We start from the raw sequence: 18023 nt of genomic DNA, 5'->3' as shown, positions 1-18023 counted from the left end.
AAAAAGGCCTCCGAGGAGGCCTAAAAAGGAGTAACGCTGGGTTCAACAACTAGCGTTGTTGAGTTTGGTACTCAGGGTGAATCCATACTGGCACGTTGGCTGATGGCAGTAGGGTTTTTCCTAAGATCATGTCGGCTGCCCGTTCTGCGACCATGATGGTCGGTGCATTAAGGTTGCCGTTTGGAATGGTTGGAAAGATTGACGAGTCGACCACGCGTAAAGACTCGACACCACGCACGCGACACTCGTCATCCAGCACGGCCATGGCATCGTCATCCGCGCCCATCTTACAAGTACAAGATGGGTGATAAGCACTTTCCACGTTGTCTTTTACCCAACGATCAATCTGTTCGTCGGTTTGAACATGGGCGCCAGGTTGAATCTCTTCACCACGATAACGATCCAATGCTGGTTGATGCAGTAGCTCACGCGTTAAGCGAATCGTATCGCGCCAGTCCTGTTTATCCTGCTCGGTGCTGATGTAATTAAACTGAATGCGAGGGTTTGCTTCAGGATCCTTGCTTTCAATCCAAATTTTACCACGGCTTTCTGGCTTGTTTGGCCCCACGTGTACTTGGAATCCGTGGCCGTCCACCGCCGCTTGTCCATCGTAGCGCATCGCTGCAGGTAAGAAATGGTATTGAATGTTTGGCCACTTCAAGCCAGCACGAGAGCGGATAAAACCACAGGATTCGAAATGGTTTGTTGCGCCGAGGCCATCTTTAAACAGAATCCAGCGTGTGCCGATTAAACCTTTACTGATTAAGCCGAGTTTGCTGTTCAGGGACACTGGCTCTTTACACCAGTATTGGAAGTAGACTTCCAAGTGATCCTGAAGGTTTTCACCTACGCCCGGTAGGTTATGAACAACCGGAACATGAGCGTTGTCGAGAACAGTTTTCGGACCAATACCAGAGCGTTGTAAAATGGTTGGTGAACCAACAGAACCGGCACTGAGAATCACTTCTTTGCTGGCTTTGCTATGAACGGTGTTGCCGTTATAACGGTACTCTAAGCCGACAGCACGTTTACCTTCGAATGTGACACGCTTGGTCAATACACCAGTAAGTAGTGTTAAGTTCGGACGTTTCATAGCACGGCGAAGGTAGGCATTTGAAGTCGATGCACGTACACCATCTTTGACGGTCATGTGCATGGGGCCAAAGCCTTCTTGACGGTAACCATTGTAATCGTCAGTGGTGCCGTATCCCGCTTCTGCACCCGCATCAATAAAGGCTTGGTACAGCGGGTTCATGGACATGTCGTTACCGTTGTTGGTCGACAATGGGCCATCACCACCGCGGTATGTATCAGCGCCTCCTTTCCATGTTTCAGCACGCTTGAAATACGGTAGAACGGTTTGATAATTCCAGCCTTTGGCACCGTGCTCTTCCCACTCATCGAAATCGCAAGCGTGGCCACGTACGTAAACCATGCCGTTAATTGACGATGAGCCACCTAACACTTTACCGCGAGGGCAATGCATTTCACGCCCGTCTAAAGCCGTTTCTTTATCGGTGTGGAACTGCCAAGCGTATTTGTCGGTATTCATAGGGTAAGACAAAGCCGTTGGCATCTGAATAAAGATGCTTTTATCTGAGCCGCCCATTTCGACGAGCAACACTTTATGTTCACCGCTTTCTGTCAAACGATCTGCTAAGACACAACCAGCAGAGCCGGCGCCAACAATGATGTAATCGTATAAATCGTTCATGTTACCTCCCGCTCGTTAGTAAGGGCTTGGAATATCCGTCATTGAAACCAGCACGCTCTTGACTTGAGTATAAGCATGCAGAGTCGCTAGACCGTTTTCACGACCGATACCAGACTCTTTGTAACCACCGACCGGCATTTCAGCCGGCGAAGCGCCCCATGTGTTGATCCAACAAATACCTGCTTCAAGCTGTTTGATTACGCGGTGTGCACGGCTGATGTCTTTGGTGAAGACGCCTGCGGCTAAACCGTATTTTGTGTTGTTAGCGCGTTGAATGACTTCTTCTTCGTCTTTGAAGCTCAAGACTGACATCACTGGGCCGAAGATTTCGTCACGTACTTGTGGCATGTCGTCAGTACATCCGGTAAAGACGGTTGGTTTTACAAAAGCACCGTTTTCACAGCCATTCTCAGTGTAGCGTTCACCGCCGCACAAAAGGGTCGCGCCAGCTTCTTTTGCAGCGGCCACATAGCCCAATACTTTTTCCATGTGGTCTTTGTGAATCAATGAACCTACTTGTGTGTCCATATCCATTGGATTGCCAATAATCATGGCTTCTGTGCGTTGTTTTAGCTCAGCGTTAAAGGCTTCTAACATGTCTTCATGGACAAATACTCGAGTACCATTGGTGCAGACTTCGCCTTGGGTATAGAAGTTCGCCAACATAGCGCCTGAGACAGCTTGATCAACCGGCATATCAGGGAAAACGATCAGAGGTGATTTGCCGCCCAACTCCATTGTGACTTCTTTAAGCGAAGAGGCTGCAGCAGCCATGACTTTTTTACCGGTTCCGACTTCACCCGTGAAAGACACTTTGTCTATCTCCGGATGGTTGGTAATCAGTTGGCCTGTGCGTGCATCGCCTTGAACCACATTGAATACACCGTCAGGAAGACCTGCTTGAGTGAACACTTCTGCCAGTTTATAAGCGGTCAGTGGAGTTTCTTCGGACGGTTTGAAAATCATCGCATTACCCGCTGCTAATGCGGGGCCTGATTTCCAGCAGGCGATTTGAATCGGATAGTTCCAAGCACCGATACCTGCACAGATGCCAAGAGGTTCTCGACGCGTGTAATAGAAGCTGTCTGCATCAAGATCTTGGAAGTCGCCTTGGATCTTATCGGCCAGACCTGCGTAATATTCGATCACGTCGGCCCCCGTTTGAATATCAACCACAAGTGCTTCTTGCAGTGGCTTACCTGTGTCTAACACTTCTAATTTGGCGATGTCGTCGTTTTGTTCGCGTAACAAATCTGCTGCACGTTTCAAGATACGACCACGTTCAATACCACTCATGGCAGCCCAAACACGTTGTCCTTCTTTGGCAGAATCAATGGCAGCCTGCAGCTCTTTTTCCCCCGCAAGATCAACCGTTGCCAGCAACTCACCCGTTGCTGGGTTGTAAGTGTCAAACGTTTCTCCTGTCGTTGAAGTAACGTAGCGGCCATGAATGTATTGTTGCTTATGTGCCATGTTTCACCTCTCAAAGTCTGAAAATCGTGTCCATAAATGGATGTAAATGAGATGCTCGATGTTACATAGCGTATGGCTATGTTTTTATTAAATGAGCGTTTAATAAAAACATTGTACATAAATTGAGTGATTTTGAAATCCATAGAAGAAAAAAAAGTATGGGAATAGGCAAAAGGGAAGGTTCTGAAGCGATTAAGGCCACAAAAAAGGGCCACTGTTTTGTAAACAGTGGCCCTTAGGAACTGTTGAAAGTGCGATTATATGTCTAATACACAATTATGATCTGGACCGATAGGACTTTGTGCATAAGCATCCGCGTTGTCATCGTTTAACCAGATGGTGCCATCTATCAAATAGCGGAATTGATATTGCTTGTCTTTTTCAAGGTTTACGGTGGAGGCAAACACACCTGATTTTTGTTTACGCATTGGCGTTGCTAATTCATCCCAACCATTAAAGTCCCCGACAAGATAGACTTTTTTGGCGCCGCGCAATTGTTCGGCGGGCAGGGCAAACTTTACTTTGCATTGAGGTTTGGTCTTTAAATAGGTTTTTTCGATCATCTTCAGCTCCTTGAGTCCGCGACAGGGTTCTCGTGACTTATGCACATCCGGCTTGTTTGCAAGCAAGTCTTACGCCAATGGGGACAAATATAGGCGTTATCCCCAGCTTACCTTGTTTTTACGCTCCTATAACCGATTGTACATAACTTGAGCGCTAAAAATGAGGGCATATTGTTCAAACTGTGCACAATTTTTTGGCCCTGGCGACTAATCTTAAATGAGTAAGGCAACAATAAGAGGAGGTCTTTATGGAATTCGCTCACATTGTTTTACTGGTACTCGCCGCTGCCTTGGTAATTAAACTTGGTTACTTGTGGCACATTAAGCATCGACGTCAAAGTCATCGACATTCAAATCATCATGACTCTTAAGCAATGTTATTGGCTTCCAAATAACGCTTACGCTTACTGTCTTTTATTTTTTCTAGATCGACTAACACAAGACCATCAACACAGTAGCCAAAGCTAGCATCGACGCCAAAGTCTAGGAATCGAACGCCGTCGTCCTCGCACAGTTCACTGTACTGTTTGAACAGTGTTGGGACGGCTGCGCCAAGATTCCCCAACTGTTCTTTTAAACTACGAAAATCTTCTTCATAGCAGTCACCATTAAAATAACTCTCTACCAGTTGCTTGTGCTCAGTAGGGATAGTGTATCGATTATAGGACGCGGCAAGGTGCTCCTTATCGGCGAAGTACGTACGGTAAAAATGCACGATCATATCTTTGGCAAGCGGTGGGAAGTTACCACTCAAGCTCACTGGACCAAACATGTAACGTACTTCTGGATGTTTAACCAGATAAGCACCAATGCCATACCATAGGTAATCGAGGCTACGTTTGCCCCAGTATTTGGGCTGCACAAAGCTGCGACCGAGTTCGATGCCTTGCTCAAAATATGGCTCCATGTCACAGCTGTAGCTGAATAAAGTGCTGCTGTAAATGCTATGATCTGTGCCTGATTTTAAGTAACGGTAAACCTCTCCAATACGATAAGCGCCCACAATTTCCAATGCTTCTTCGTCCCATAGGACTAAGTGGCGATAGTATTGATCGTATTTATCTAAATCTTTTTGCTCGCCAGTCCCTTCGCCTACTTTACGGAAAGCGATTTCACGTAGGCGGCCAATTTCTTGCATCAAGCTGGATTCATGCTCGTATTCGACCAAGTAAATTTGCTTACTGTCTTTGGTCGAGCCTAAGTGTTCGGCACGTTTTAGCTCCAGTTTTAACTGCTGACGATTCTGTGGATGTGAGATGGTTTTCTCTGTCTTCAGCAGAGGCTTACGGCCTTTGGCGATGCGATACAGGTGTCGCTTCACAAGTTTGTTTTTTTCTTTAGTACTAAGGGGGAGTTTCGCGAGCTCCTGAATCGGAATCGGTTCACCTACTTGAATAGGGATGCGACGGTTGCGCTGGCGAAACATTTCGTTTGCGAGTTGCATCGTAGATAACGGACGATATACCCATGAACTGGTGTAAAACATCATGGAGTTACGGCCGCCGATGTGGACTGGCAGAATTGGGCTGTTAGTTTTTTCAGCGATCTTAAGGTAGCTGGAGTTCCATTTTAGATCTTTGATGCCACTTGGCGATAAGCGCGAGACTTCCCCAGCTGGGAAGATAATCACGCATTCTTCTCGGTGTAAGCAATCCATGATGGCTTTGAGTTGCTTACGGCCCGTTTTGCCACCCATGTTATCAACCGGTAGAACTAATCCTGTTAAAGCGTCAAAGCCAAGCAGTAGATCATTTGCAATGATTTTAACATCACTGCGGATTTCACCGATTAAACGCAAGATAGCCAAACCGTCTAATGCACCAAGAGGGTGGTTCGCGACAATTAAAGAACGGCCAATGGCAGGAATGTTGCGGCGGTCAACTTGGCTGGCTTGATAGCCAAAGTTAAAGTGATCCAAAACTCGGTCAATGAACTCAAAGCCTACGCAGTTACCGTTCTGCTCAAGGAATTGGTTGACTTCATTCTCGTGAAAAAGACGTTTTAAAAAGCTTAATGTAGGCTTCGTGATAAGAGGGCTCTTATCTAGAAAACCGGGTGCTTTGTTAGAAATGATTTGTTCGACTTGTAACACGATATAGCTCCGCTAACCTTTTGATGTCTCTTAGTCAGGCTAGGGAGTGATGGTGACAGCAGGGTGACGATTTTGTGTCTGGTTGATGACAAAGTGATCAGTCAAACAGCAAAAAGCCGATCAGGGACCGGCTTTTAAGAAGTGTTACGCTTTTGGCTTACTGTTGCCAAGCGTAATATGGCGTGAGCCTTTGTAGTTCGCTTGACCGCTTACGCCTTGGTCAATTTGTTCGATGTGGCCACCACGAGCCAAAAACTCTTCCATTTGTTTTTCGATTGTCGCAGATGTTTCCATTGGAACATCGGCTTGTTTCTTTTTCGCAGCCATGGTGTATTCCTTTTTTTAATTAGATTAAGTTGTAATCATATCAAATTTCAGCTACGAAGGCTTTAGTTAATTTTTTCGACGAACTTAGGCTCCATTTAGCGCATTATTTGGATGAAAATGGCGCATTATTGGATTTAGCAAACGTGTCACCCAACCCGTAAATTCGATGGGGGAATCAAGTATAATCAAGCAGATACACTCTTCATCTTTGGTCACACGAGGCTGATGCTTGTGATTATGGTCGCGACTAATGAAGTCGCCTTCACGGTATAAACCATCTTCATCTGAGAACGCGCCTTTCAATACGATGGTCACTTCGTTACCCGTATGAGTGTGGCTTGGCAGGCGAGCACCTGCTTTGATTCTAGACAAAGCAATCTGAGGCCCACCCGCTTCGTTACTAAGCGTTGCCAATTTGAAAGAGGGCGTCAGATACATCCAATTAAGTGCATTGAACCCTTTTGGTATCAAGCGGCGCAATGAAGCAGGGATGTGAGAAAATACATCCTTATCTTCTTGTTGCTTGGCTTGGGTAACGTCGGCTTGGTTGATCGCCGCCATCACATTGCTTTTTAGCTGTGCCATATGATCTTTGCTGACCGTGTCAGTTTGGCTAGCAAACAACTCGGCGCCAACCATGTTTAGGCGTTTAACTTGTTCACGACACTTTGGGCATTGATCAAGGTGCACGGAAACACCCAGAGCGTGAGCTAGGGAAAGTGAACCTGAAGAATAATCGGTCAAAATGTCGATAGTTGGGTGGCAGCTAAGCATAAACGACTACCTCTTAATAATTACGGATAACTTGTTCAACGCAAGGCGAACACGAGACTTCACAGTACCTAAAGGTAGACCGAGTTCTTCAGAGGCTTCTGAGTGGCTTTTCCCCTCTAAATAAACCTTTGCAAGCACTTGTTGCTGATCATTAGGAAGCTGCTTTAAACCGTCACGAACTCGTACTTGGTCGCGTTGCTGTTGTGCTTCTCGAAATGGGTCCGCATTTTCATCGGCCATTTCACTCCAGAATTCTTCTGGATCAATGTCGCTTTGGTAGCGACCATTTTTACGCATGTAATCAATTCGTGCGTTGCGGGCGATGGTGAAAATCCATGTATTTAATGACGCCGTCGCAGGGTTGTATAAATGCGCTTTGTTCCAAATTCGGATCATCACTTCTTGCGCGATATCATCCGCCATTAAGTTTGCACCCGGCTGTGCTGACAAGCAAAAAGCTCGTATGCGCGGGGCATAATGATCAAATAGCCTCTCTAGAGCTCGCGTATCGCGGGCGACGGCTACTTGTGTCATATCTTCTAACAAAGCATTTTTGCTATCGTTAATCGTTTCTGAAACTGTGTTCATCCTAGGGCTCCAAACGTGCACGTGGGTCAGTCTGGGTGTGGCGAAAGAATCTCGCAAAATTGTTATACGGTTAGATCTTTGTACTGGATCAGTGATCTGAAGTTTTTTTCATAACGTATCTGTTTATATCGGACACAATTCAATCACTAATGGTAAAGCTCTTAGGTGCATCTGTATGCAAGCAAACGACACAAATTCAAAACAAGCTTTAATCGAACGCTTTAAGGCGTTTTATAAAGACGTAAAACATCCCAAACTGGATGCTATTGGAGATGTGTATGCAAGCAATATCAAGTTCCGTGATCCGATCCATCAGGTGCAAGGGCTTGCTGAACTTCATGCTTATCTTTCTGAAACGTGTGAAAGTGTGGAAAGCGGTCGGTTTGAATTTCTCGACCAACTTGTTGGGCAAGATAAAGCCTATATCAAATGGAACATGTATTTTTGTCATCCCAAATTGGGGAAAGAAACCCATGTCGTGCGTGGTATGTCGCAAATACAGTTTGACGATCGTATCTACTATCATGAAGACGTCTACGACATGGGGCAAATGATTTACGAGCACGTACCGGTTGTCGGTTGGGCCGTCAAACGCTTACGTCAGCGATTAGCCACGGAGGGATAATATGAGCGCACAAGACGAACATAAGAAAACGATTTGGATTACTGGCGCAAGCTCTGGTCTTGGACTCGCCCTTGCCAAACACTACTTGTTATCAGGCAATAAAGTCATTGTATCAGCACGTCGAGAAGGATCATTAAAGCAATTAGAGCGACTCTATCCTGATGAGTTATCGTTCATCGCGTTTGATGTAACGAAAGAGTCGGATGTTGAGTCTGTTAAAGAAGCTTTAGAGGCCAAAACGCAGCATTTGGATTTGGCGATTTTAAATGCCGGTACTTGTGAATACTTAGACATTGATGAGCCAGATTGGGGCTTGTTTGAACGTGTCAATCAAGTGAATTACATGGGCATGGTGCGATCAATTCAAGTGTGTTTGCCGCTACTCAAAGCCACATCAAATTCCCATCTGGTTGGGGTGAGTTCTCAAGCGGTGCAGGCTCCGTTTATTCGTTCTGAAGCCTATGGTGCGAGTAAAGCCGCGGTACGTTACTTACTAGAATCATTGCGTTTGGATTTAGCGCCTGACGATGTGGCGGTTAGTTGTATCTTACCGGGCTTTATTGATACCCCTCTGACCCAACGTAATGATTTTGATATGCCCTTTATTATGTCGCCAGAACAGGCGGCCCAACGTATTGAAAAAGCCATTGCTAAGCGCGTTTATGAATATGCATTTCCGAAGCGTCTATCCGCTGTACTGGCAATGGCTCGACTCTTCCCTAAACTTTGGTTTAAGTACAATTCGCGTGAGCGCTCCGAATAAGGATTAAGGTATGAAGGTTGCCATTATTGGTAGCGGTATTTCAGGTTTAACGGCCGCCTATTTGTTACGCAGTGAACATGATATTACAGTCTTCGAGCGAGACAGCCGTATTGGCGGACACACGGCTACGAAGGTGGTCGATGATCAAGGGATTGAGCGCCATATCGATACCGGCTTTATTGTGTACAACGATTGGACCTATCCAAACTTTATTCGTCTGATGAAAGAATTGGGTGTGGCGACTAAACCCACTGAGATGAGCTTCAGTGTGAGCTGTGAACGCACCGGATTAGAGTATGGCGGTAATAATTTAAATACGCTGTTTGCTCAACGTAAAAACCTTATCAATTGGTCTTTTCTGAGCATGCTCAAAGACATTATGCGGTTCAATAAAGAGTCTGTGGCAGATCTTGAGTCAGGTCGAATCGATGCCAGTATTACCTTGGGCGACTATTTGAAGCGTCAAGGCTACGGCGATACATTCGCTAGTCACTATTTGATTCCGATGGGCAGCGCTATTTGGTCGGCGACACTGCAGGAAATGATGCAGTTTCCGTTGTTATTCTTTGTACGTTTCTTTAAAAATCATGGCTTATTAAGTGTCAGTAACCGCCCTCAATGGCATGTGATTAAAGGCGGTTCCAGTGCCTATTTAGAGCCGTTGACGAAAACGTTTAAGAATAAAATCCGTTTAAACAGTGATATTCAAAAAGTCGTGCGCACGCCGGGCAACGTTACCTTGCACTTTGAAGACGGCAGTGCAGAGACGTTCGATCATGTTGTATTTGCTTGTCATAGTGACCAAGCGTTGGCGTTATTAGGGGATGATGCATCGCAAAACGAGCGTGACATTCTTGGCGCGATTCCTTACCGCAACAACGAAGTCGTGTTGCACACGGATACTCGATTATTGCCGAAGGCCAAGTTAGCCTGGTCAAGCTGGAACTATCATTTGGGATCAGACCAAAGCAAACCAGCGACCTTAAGTTACAACATGAATATCTTGCAAGACATTGAAGGTGCTAGCCAAACGTACGTTGTGACGTTAAATCATACGGATGCCATCGATCCAACGAGTATCAAAGGTCGCTATCAATATGCTCACCCAACGTTTACGTTAGAGGGAATTCGAGCACAAGAGCGTTGGAAAGACATCAACTTCGGTAACACATGGTTCTGTGGCGCGTATTGGCGCAATGGTTTTCATGAAGATGGCTGTTGGAGTGGTGTGCGGGTCGCGCAAGCCTTAGGAGTAAACTGGTAATGTCTGACCATTGGGCGAGTGCACTGTATACGGGGCAAGTCCGTCATCGACGCTTCTCGCCTAAAACGCATGCATTTACTTACACGGTGAGCATGATTTACTTTGACCTTGATGAAGTTGATCAATTGCTCTCTTTGACCCCTTGGTGGTCGGCTAAACGTTGGCGCCCAGCTCGCTTTGTCAGAAGGGATTACTTTGGTGATGCCAAAAAGCCCCTTAAGCAAGCGGTGTTAGACGAAGTGAACGGTCGTCTGGGGTTAGCGCTCGATGGCCCCGTACGTTTGCTTACTAATGCACGTTATTTCGGTTATTTAATTAATCCCATTTCTGTTTATTACTGCTTTGATGAGCAAGAGAAGTTACAGGCAATGATGCTTGAAGTGACGAACACACCTTGGCAAGAAAAGGTGGCTTACGTTATTTCTTGTGATCCGAAGCGCGCTGTTCAGCGTACTCATATAGACAAAACAATGCATGTGTCGCCATTTCACCCGATGGATCATTTTTACGATTGGCGTAGTAATGTTCCGGGTAAGAAACTGGCCATCCATATGCAAAACAAAGAACATCACGGTGAACAGAATTGTGTGTTTGACGCCACCCTAGCTTTGCGCCGAGAGCCCATTAATCAGGCCAGTCTCAATGCTAATTTATATCGTTACCCATGGATGACTGCGAAAGTCGCATGGGGAATATATTGGCAAGCACTCAAGCTGTTTATAAAGCGTGTCCCTGTACAAGATCACCCAAAGCACACCTTGGGGCATTCTTCAGATTAAGGAGTTTTCAATGGGTAACTCAGTTAGCGTCGGTTTACGAAAAAAGGCTACAAGCCGCCAAGGCTTTGTTGAGAAAGCAGCGAAAAAAGCCGTTCTGAAATTACTGCAACGTCTAGAAGTAGGGCACCTTGTTCTAGAAGACGGTGAAGATAGCTACACTTTTGGTCAAAACCTCGCTGAAGCTGAGTACCATGCTCACATTACAGTATATGACCCGCAGGTCTACCGAGATGTGTTTACCAACACCAGTATCGGCGCGGCAGAAGCGTATATGAAAGGTTATTGGGGGACGCAAGATCTAACTGGCGTTATTCGATTAATGGTCGCAAATTTGAACCTCATTAACGAAGCAGATGCTAAAAGCCCAATTTGGAAACGTTTGGCTACTAAAGCGTTTCACAGCTTAAATGCCAACACCAAGGAAGGCTCGCGCAAGAATATTTCAGCGCACTATGATTTGGGTAACGACTTCTTCAAACTGTTTCTTGATCCAACCATGATGTATTCGGCAGCCATTTACCCGTCGGAAGAAGCATCGCTTGAAGAAGCAGCGGTGCATAAATTAGATCGTATTTGTCAGAAATTAGACCTAGGTCCAGACGACCATCTACTCGAGATTGGTACTGGTTGGGGGGGCATGGCGATTCACGCCGCCCAGCATTATGGTTGTCATGTGACGACCACGACGATTTCACAAGAGCAATACGACTACGCTAATGCGAAAGTGAAGCAGTTAGGCCTGCAAGATCGCATAACCCTGTTGTTAGAAGACTATCGAGATCTGTCTGGCCAATACGACAAATTAGTGTCTATTGAGATGATTGAAGCCGTAGGTCATGAGTACTACGACAGCTACTTTGAAAAGTGCAGTTCATTACTTAAGCCTAATGGGCTTATGGCGATTCAGGCCATTACGATTGCCGATCAACGTTATGACTATGCGCGTAAATCCGTTGATTTTATCCAGCGTTATATTTTTCCTGGTGGGTGTCTGCCGTCGAATGCAGTGATCGCCGATAAAATTGCCCGTAAAACCGATATGCAAATTGTTGCGATTGAAGACATCACCGAGCATTACGCCGACACTCTGGCCGATTGGCGTGAGCGTTTTCATAACGCAATGGACAGTATCAAGCAGCAAGGCTTTGATGATGTGTTTTGTCGAATGTGGGACTACTACTTCGCTTACTGTGAAGGTGGGTTCCGCGAACGTGCGATCAGTACTGGGCAGTTTGTTTTTGCCAAGCCTAGCTATCGCTTCCCTCGCCGTTAGTTGATGTTTCAACGGAGGCCAAAGCCATGATGAAGTCTCTGCTGAATGCCGCTAATTTCCAGTTGTTATGGTTTGCCTGCATATTAGGGGGCGACAACTGGGCTGTGGCGGCCATTGTGTTGTATTTGGTCGTCCATCATTACTTCTTTGTTGAGTCCGTATCAGAATGGTGGGTCATACTGCTATTTGTGGTTTTAGGCGTATTCATCGACGGCGCGTTGATCTTTGATGGATGGCTTGTTATGCCTCCCTCGATTTGGACATTCCCTATTCCACCACCATGGCTTCTGGGGCTTTGGGCGGGGGTAGGCTCATTATTCTTTCATTGTTTAAGTTGGGGGCTTACGCGTCCTTGGCTATTGAGTATTGGTGCTGCTGTCTTTGCCCCGCTCAGTTACTTTCTGGGTGCAGATTTAGCAGAAGTGTCATTAGGACGCTCTAGTATCGCAACCTGGGCATTAATGGCGTTTATCTGGTTCTGGTTAATGCAGGTAGGCGTTTTTGCAACGCGATTAACGATACGACGAAATGGACGAACACATCATGTTTAAACAATACGCAGTCATTGCGTTGACGTTATGCTGTACGCAAGTCATCGCACAAGACTCTAAAACAGTCATCGGTGAAGCCTTTGATACGCAATCAAACGAGCTATTGTACGTTGAAAAGCATCGTTATGTGCAGGGTGATAAGCACGAAGTAAAGTATTACGATCCGCAAGGCAAATTGTTTGCTCAGAAGCTTTTAAACTACGGTGATTACGAACAAGCGCCCGAGTTTGAGCAAACCAATGATCTACGTGGTGAGTGGATAAGAGTCACCGAACAAGGCTCAAAAATCAAAGTCGAATACCGTGAAACATCCGATGCGGTCGTGTTTGATAAGCGTTTTGATGTGAGCGATGACTTATTGGTGGATGCGGGCTTTGATCGCTATGTCAAAAAGCATTGGAACGAGCTGGTAAATTTAAAGCAGAAGCGTTCGATCGATTATCTTGTGCCGAGTCGGCTGACGACAGTGGGATTTGACGTCAGTAAAGTGGATTGCTTGGCAGGGACCGTTGAGCCTGCTGTGTGTTTCCAAATTGCGCCAACGTCATGGTGGGTTTCCTTAGCGGTGGATCCTATTACAGTAGCCTACGACCCAGACAGCCATAATTTATTGCGCTTTAATGGTCGCGGCAACATCGCCAGTGCCTCAGGCAGTTATCAAACCGTAGACATACATTATCAATATCCAAACGCTGAATAATTTATAGGAAGGTCCCATGTTACGACTGTTTGCCATGCTGTTTACATTGGTTTTATTGAGTGGTTGTTCATCAACCGCAGTAGAGGAATACGCAGCGAATGAACCTGAGTTCGATGTGCAAGAATTTTTCCAAGGTGACTTAGTTGCTCATGGGGTGTTGAAAGATCGTGGTGGCAAAGTCACGCGTTACTTTACGGCCGACTTAAAAGGCAGTTGGGATGACGGTGTCGGTACGTTAGAAGAATGGTTCGTTTTTGACGATGGTGAAAAACAAGAACGTATCTGGACATTGGTGCACAACAACGATGGCAGTTATACCGCAACAGCGGGCGATGTGATTGGTGAGGGCAAGTTGGTTACCTCAGGTAATGCGTTGTTTATGAAATACGTTCTTCGAGTGCCGTACGATGGCGATACGATTGATCTGAATGTGGATGATCGTATGTATTTAGTGACGCCCGATCATTTGATAAATGAATCGGTCTTGACCAAGTTTGGCTTTGAAGTGGGGTCATTAACCCTAAGTATCCGCCAACGTGCTCATGCAATGGAATAACGACTTTGGAATAACGACTTTTAAACGACGATCTGCTAGTCTTCGCGCTTTAAGGATCTGAGTTGAGGGTAGCTTGTGGCGCAGTTGGTTTTTCGTTTAAAGAATGTTCCTGAGCAAGAGGCGGACGATGTTCGTGAGCTTCTTGAAGAGCATGGCATTGACTTCTACGAGACCAGTGCTGGCCGTTGGCAAATCTCTATGGCGGGCATTTGGGTGCGCGACAAAGAGCAAGCCGCGACCGCTAAAATGCTGATCGCTGAAGATCAAGCAAATCGAGCATCACGTGCGACACCGATTAGCGCGCGTGATTGGATTGCTGGTTTTTTAACGCATGCACGACAAAACCCAGTAGAGTTCCTTTTCACGCTAGTGGCTTTGCTGCTGGTATTGTCGCTGAGCTTGATTCCCTTTTATGTTGGCAAACACTTAGCAGGCTAAACCTTTTCAAACAGGGATACAGGTCTTTTGAGCTTTAAGCAGAGTCTGCATCACAATCCGACGAGTGATCACGCCGATGAGACGACCGTCTTCCACCACCGGGAAAATTTTCGGTTTGTCTTCCATCATCAGTTTGGCAACTTGCATGACCTGCATGCTCGGTGAAACGGACAATACTTGTTCGTGCATCACGCTTTCCACATCCGCAAGGCTATGGCAGTAATAGACAGCTTGGCTGAGCGGTTCGAGCAGATCTTGTTCTGACACAAAACCAATAACGTGATCATATCGATCAGTGACCGGTGCACCGCTGAGCTTATGACGTGCCAGTTGTTCGGCGCAGTCGTCAATGCGGGTGTTTGAATAAACATGAAACGTGTCACGCGACATGACGTCGCGTACACATAAAACATCGAATTTCATAAGCGATCCCCCAATTAACAATGACTATACCTTCAGTGTAGTGGGGGATTTTCGTTTTGCGAGTTAGGCTGTCGAGGTTTCTAGTGGTTCGAGTTTGGCTTGACGTTTATTCAATGCGGCGGTGATAAATTGCACACTAATGGCCGCTCCAACAACTAACGCCATACCAAACAAACTTAGTGCATCGGCGTGGGCAGATTGGATCACACCTTGCCATAATCCAATCTGCACACATGCCTCTGTGATAATAAACGCAATCACAGGCGTTAGGGCAATGGCGGCACTGACTTGCACCGTTTGCCAGTAGCCCATGGCTTTGGCCAGAGACCCGTACGCCACTAATGTATTCAAACAACAAAATGCTGCAACCCAGAATTCGAACTGGTTCATAGAAAGTAATTCGGATGGCTGACTAAAGGGCAACATCACCAACATAGCGTAGACATAGATGCCTAATAAAATGTTTGTGGGCGACAGCTTGCTGAACAAAGCTTTTTGCAATAACGCATACAGACACCATGCCATGGCCGACATCATAACGATTAAGAAGCCAGTCAAAATGGTATTAGGGTCGCCAACGGCCTTACCTTCTAAAACAGGGTGAAAGAAGGTCAGCATACCGACTGCTAACACGGCGAAACATGCCCATTGTTGCAAACGCACTTTTTCTTTAAAGAAAACCAAACCACCTAATGCCAAAAATAGCGGCGCTACTTGGAAACTAAGCTGAGCGGTACCAGGATGCAGGTAGTCCAAACTCCATGCAAAGCTACTGTAGTTGATGATCAATAAACTGCCTGCGGCGAGCAGTGTTACCCAGTCTTTACGGGATAGAGTGAGGAACTCTTTGAGCTTGCCTTGCTGAATTTGCCACGCGAGTAAGACTAAAGCTGCCACAGAGAAACGCAGCCACGTTAGCGTCACGGGGTCAGAGAAGTCACCAGAAAGTTTTAGAGCAATAGGCAATGTGCTCCAAAACAGCACGCAGAGGCTACAAAAGAAGAGCCCGTATAAAAACTGTTGGCGGCTGGTGAGTGGCATGACCTGATCCTTCTGTGAAGCAAAACAATAAGGATTAAAGAGTGGGCTAGTTTTGGATTTTTATCCAATGCATAATACTTTTAATTATTATTCGTTTTATGGAAAATGCTATGCTGTCATCCGCGATGATGCACTTAGATATCAAAACGCTAACCGCTCTGTTGTACTTACTTGAAGAGCGAAATGTAGGGCGAGTGGCTACCAAACTGTATCTAAGTCAGCCTGCCATGAGCCGTACGTTGAGTCGTTTGCGTGAAGCATTCGACGACCCTTTGTTCATACGAACCAATAAGGGCATGTTGCCGACGACGAAAGCGCTGGCGCTAGAAATGCCATTACGTCAAATACTCGAACAAATGAATGGCTTAAACAATGAACGTGAGTTTGATCCGCGTAAGTCGGAGCGTGTGTTTCGTTTGCAGACGTCCCATTATCAAGCCCAGGCTTACATGCCTACCATCGCGGAGCGGTTTTATCAGCTGGCGCCGAATGCGTCGCTTGAAACCAGCTTGGTAACCGAAAACAGTTTATTGCGAACTGAAAACCAGACCGTCGATGCGGTATTGTGCAGTGAGTATGTGCAGCTGCCATCACGCTTCGATAAGCACGTGTTAGGGCAGGAAAAGTTCGGCTGTATTATGTCTAATCATCATCCTTTAGCAGATCAAGAGCAGATCAGCTTGGACGAGTTTTTGTCGTATAATCACGTTCTTGTCACTTTAGGTGGCAGTACCCAAGTCTACAGCGAATCGGCGTTAGGTGAGCGAGCAAAAGAGCGTTGTTATACATTGCGCACGCCGTATTTTATGTCGGCTTTAGAAGCGGTTGGTAAAACTGAGCTATTGTTTAGCACTAGCCAGTTACTCGCATTGCGCTTTCAGGATCAGTTTGGTTTGATGATTAAGCCATTGCCTTATGATTTCCCCCCAGTGAACTATTATTTGTCATGGCCTTCAGAGCAAAGCCAAGATCCTGGCGGAATTTGGCTCAGAAACCTGTGTTCTGGTGTCGTTCAAGATATGATCCCGTACCCTGTTGCGCAGTAGTATTTGTTAGTTCGTGTGAAAAGCCTTTAAAATAGAGCTCTTAACGCAATGTATACACCAATTGGCTAACATAACGCATGTCGAAAAAAGAGCATAAGCTAAAGCTACATCCTCGTAACCCTCACCGCGCGCGCTACAACTTCTCGTTGTTGGCTGATTCGTGCCCTGAGCTTGCGCCTTATATTCAGCTAAACCAATACGACAGTCAGACGATTAACTTTGCCGACCCGAATGCGGTAAAAGCGCTAAATAGAGCATTACTGAATCATTTTTACGGGGTTCTGTTTTGGGATATTCCTGAAGGGTACTTGTGCCCACCCATCCCTGGTCGTGCTGACTACATTCATTACCTCGCTGATTTGTTAGCGGACAGCAATGAAGGCCAAATACCACGTGGACGCAATGTGCGAGCATTAGATGTCGGTGCTGGGGCTAATTGCGTGTATCCGATTGTTGGCTCACAAGAATACGGCTGGCAGTTTGTTGGTACAGATGTAAATCCGATTGCTATTAGTGCCGCACAAGCAGTTGTCACTGCAAACCCTTGCCTTAAAAAGCGCATTGTTTTACGTCAGCAGATCGATGCGCAGAAGATTTTTGATGGCATTTGGCAAACAGAAGATCTGTTTGATGTGACATTATGCAACCCGCCGTTTCACAGCAGTGAAAGTGCGATGGCGTCTGAGAATAAGCGCAAGTGGCGTGGTTTAAAAGGCGAGTCGAATAAAAGTACGCTGAATTTTGGTGGACATGGACCTGAATTATGGTGCGAAGGTGGCGAAGCCGGCTTTATCACTCGCATGATCAAGGAGAGCATGTCTTATAAAGATCGTTGTTTCTGGTTCACCAGCCTGGTCGCTCGTAAAGAAAATCTGCCCGTAATCTACCGTGCCTTAGAATCAGCTGGTGCGGTACAAGTGAAAACCATAGAAATGGCGCAAGGACAGAAGATCAGTCGATTTGTTGCGTGGAGCTTTTTAGAGCCCGCGCAAGTGGATTTTTGGCGTGACACACGCTGGCGCAAATAATCGTC

21 protein-coding genes are annotated in these 18023 nt (G+C 46.1%); 12 read left to right on the top strand and 9 right to left on the bottom strand.

Features of this window, described 5'->3' with window-relative positions; all coding sequences use genetic code 11:
* Window positions 1-49 precede the first annotated feature (49 nt).
* The 3 genes from betA to ACPUEK_RS00330 form a co-directional block, all read right to left on the bottom strand.
* Complete coding sequence (gene betA, locus ACPUEK_RS00340) at window positions 50-1714, bottom strand: choline dehydrogenase (RefSeq protein WP_425641877.1); 1665 nt, start codon at window positions 1712-1714, stop codon at window positions 50-52.
* A 15-nt stretch (window positions 1715-1729) separates the two neighbouring features.
* Window positions 1730-3187 (bottom strand): betaine-aldehyde dehydrogenase, encoded by a 1458-nt coding sequence (gene betB / locus ACPUEK_RS00335; protein WP_425641876.1) that lies wholly within the window; start codon window positions 3185-3187, stop codon window positions 1730-1732.
* Between the two features lie 257 nt (window positions 3188-3444).
* Entirely contained in the window at window positions 3445-3750 is a 306-nt protein-coding gene (locus ACPUEK_RS00330) for an isoamylase early set domain-containing protein (RefSeq protein ID WP_067030215.1), read from the bottom strand.
* 248 nt (window positions 3751-3998) lie between these two features.
* On the opposite strand from ACPUEK_RS00330, the gene ACPUEK_RS00325 reads away from it, so the two are divergent.
* Complete coding sequence (locus ACPUEK_RS00325) at window positions 3999-4121, top strand: hypothetical protein (RefSeq protein ID WP_269448090.1); 123 nt, start codon at window positions 3999-4001, stop codon at window positions 4119-4121.
* Here the strand turns inward: ACPUEK_RS00325 and ACPUEK_RS00320 are convergent.
* From ACPUEK_RS00320 to ACPUEK_RS00305, 4 genes are all read right to left on the bottom strand, one after another.
* Window positions 4118-5842 carry a GNAT family N-acyltransferase gene (locus ACPUEK_RS00320; RefSeq protein WP_417506675.1) on the bottom strand — a complete coding sequence of 575 codons (1725 nt, stop codon included), beginning with the start codon at window positions 5840-5842 and terminating at the stop codon, window positions 4118-4120. The two genes, ACPUEK_RS00325 and ACPUEK_RS00320, sit on opposite strands and share 4 nt — an antisense overlap.
* A gap of 144 nt (window positions 5843-5986) precedes the next feature.
* Window positions 5987-6169 (bottom strand): hypothetical protein, encoded by a 183-nt coding sequence (locus tag ACPUEK_RS00315; protein WP_067215314.1) that lies wholly within the window; start codon window positions 6167-6169, stop codon window positions 5987-5989.
* 84 nt (window positions 6170-6253) lie between these two features.
* Window positions 6254-6943 carry a ChrR family anti-sigma-E factor gene (locus tag ACPUEK_RS00310; RefSeq protein WP_067030225.1) on the bottom strand — a complete coding sequence of 230 codons (690 nt, stop codon included), beginning with the start codon at window positions 6941-6943 and terminating at the stop codon, window positions 6254-6256.
* 6 nt (window positions 6944-6949) lie between these two features.
* On the bottom strand, window positions 6950-7531 hold the full coding sequence (locus tag ACPUEK_RS00305; protein ID WP_425641874.1) for a sigma-70 family RNA polymerase sigma factor: 582 nt from the start codon (window positions 7529-7531) through the stop codon (window positions 6950-6952).
* 175 nt (window positions 7532-7706) lie between these two features.
* Here ACPUEK_RS00305 and ACPUEK_RS00300 point away from each other — a divergent pair, with 175 nt between their 5' ends.
* The 9 genes from ACPUEK_RS00300 to ACPUEK_RS00260 all read left to right on the top strand — a co-directional run bounded on the left by ACPUEK_RS00300 (window position 7707) and on the right by ACPUEK_RS00260 (window position 14480).
* Window positions 7707-8156: a nuclear transport factor 2 family protein gene (locus tag ACPUEK_RS00300; protein WP_067030231.1), complete on the top strand. Its 450-nt coding sequence runs from the start codon at window positions 7707-7709 to the stop codon at window positions 8154-8156.
* Between the two features lies 1 nt (window position 8157).
* On the top strand, window positions 8158-8919 hold the full coding sequence (locus ACPUEK_RS00295) for an SDR family NAD(P)-dependent oxidoreductase (protein WP_067030234.1): 762 nt from the start codon (window positions 8158-8160) through the stop codon (window positions 8917-8919).
* A 10-nt stretch (window positions 8920-8929) separates the two neighbouring features.
* Window positions 8930-10183, top strand: coding sequence for an NAD(P)/FAD-dependent oxidoreductase (locus ACPUEK_RS00290; protein WP_425641873.1), 1254 nt, complete (start codon window positions 8930-8932; stop codon window positions 10181-10183).
* A complete protein-coding gene (locus ACPUEK_RS00285; protein ID WP_425641872.1) occupies window positions 10183-10962 on the top strand; it encodes a DUF1365 domain-containing protein in 780 nt (259 codons plus the stop codon). The genes ACPUEK_RS00290 and ACPUEK_RS00285 overlap by 1 nt, the downstream gene beginning before the upstream one ends.
* 10 nt (window positions 10963-10972) lie before the next feature.
* Window positions 10973-12235 (top strand): SAM-dependent methyltransferase, encoded by a 1263-nt coding sequence (locus ACPUEK_RS00280; RefSeq protein ID WP_067215303.1) that lies wholly within the window; start codon window positions 10973-10975, stop codon window positions 12233-12235.
* A gap of 26 nt (window positions 12236-12261) precedes the next feature.
* Window positions 12262-12786: a DUF2878 domain-containing protein gene (locus tag ACPUEK_RS00275; protein WP_067215301.1), complete on the top strand. Its 525-nt coding sequence runs from the start codon at window positions 12262-12264 to the stop codon at window positions 12784-12786.
* Window positions 12779-13486 (top strand): hypothetical protein, encoded by a 708-nt coding sequence (locus ACPUEK_RS00270; protein ID WP_417506666.1) that lies wholly within the window; start codon window positions 12779-12781, stop codon window positions 13484-13486. The genes ACPUEK_RS00275 and ACPUEK_RS00270 overlap by 8 nt, the downstream gene beginning before the upstream one ends.
* A gap of 16 nt (window positions 13487-13502) precedes the next feature.
* Window positions 13503-14042, top strand: coding sequence for a DUF3833 domain-containing protein (locus tag ACPUEK_RS00265; protein ID WP_425641871.1), 540 nt, complete (start codon window positions 13503-13505; stop codon window positions 14040-14042).
* Between the two features lie 75 nt (window positions 14043-14117).
* Complete coding sequence (locus ACPUEK_RS00260) at window positions 14118-14480, top strand: DUF6164 family protein (protein WP_067215292.1); 363 nt, start codon at window positions 14118-14120, stop codon at window positions 14478-14480.
* 6 nt (window positions 14481-14486) lie between these two features.
* Here the strand turns inward: ACPUEK_RS00260 and ACPUEK_RS00255 are convergent, their stop codons facing one another.
* Window positions 14487-14870 (bottom strand): CBS domain-containing protein, encoded by a 384-nt coding sequence (locus ACPUEK_RS00255; protein WP_231872531.1) that lies wholly within the window; start codon window positions 14868-14870, stop codon window positions 14487-14489.
* A gap of 96 nt (window positions 14871-14966) precedes the next feature.
* A complete protein-coding gene (locus tag ACPUEK_RS00250; RefSeq protein WP_425641870.1) occupies window positions 14967-15944 on the bottom strand; it encodes a DMT family transporter in 978 nt (325 codons plus the stop codon).
* A gap of 110 nt (window positions 15945-16054) precedes the next feature.
* Here ACPUEK_RS00250 and ACPUEK_RS00245 point away from each other — a divergent pair, with 110 nt between their 5' ends.
* Entirely contained in the window at window positions 16055-16990 is a 936-nt protein-coding gene (locus ACPUEK_RS00245; RefSeq protein WP_067215283.1) for a LysR family transcriptional regulator, read from the top strand.
* Window positions 16991-17067: 77 nt separating this feature from the next.
* On the top strand, window positions 17068-18018 hold the full coding sequence (gene rlmF, locus ACPUEK_RS00240) for a 23S rRNA (adenine(1618)-N(6))-methyltransferase RlmF (RefSeq protein WP_425641868.1): 951 nt from the start codon (window positions 17068-17070) through the stop codon (window positions 18016-18018).
* The last annotated feature ends 5 nt before the right edge of the window (window positions 18019-18023 follow it).

Source organism: Marinomonas gallaica, assembly GCF_049821165.1.
Classification (GTDB): Bacteria; Pseudomonadota; Gammaproteobacteria; order Pseudomonadales; family Marinomonadaceae; genus Marinomonas; species Marinomonas gallaica.
The sequence above is the reverse complement of the archived record's forward strand: the minus strand, read 5'-3'. Positions and strand labels throughout refer to the sequence as shown.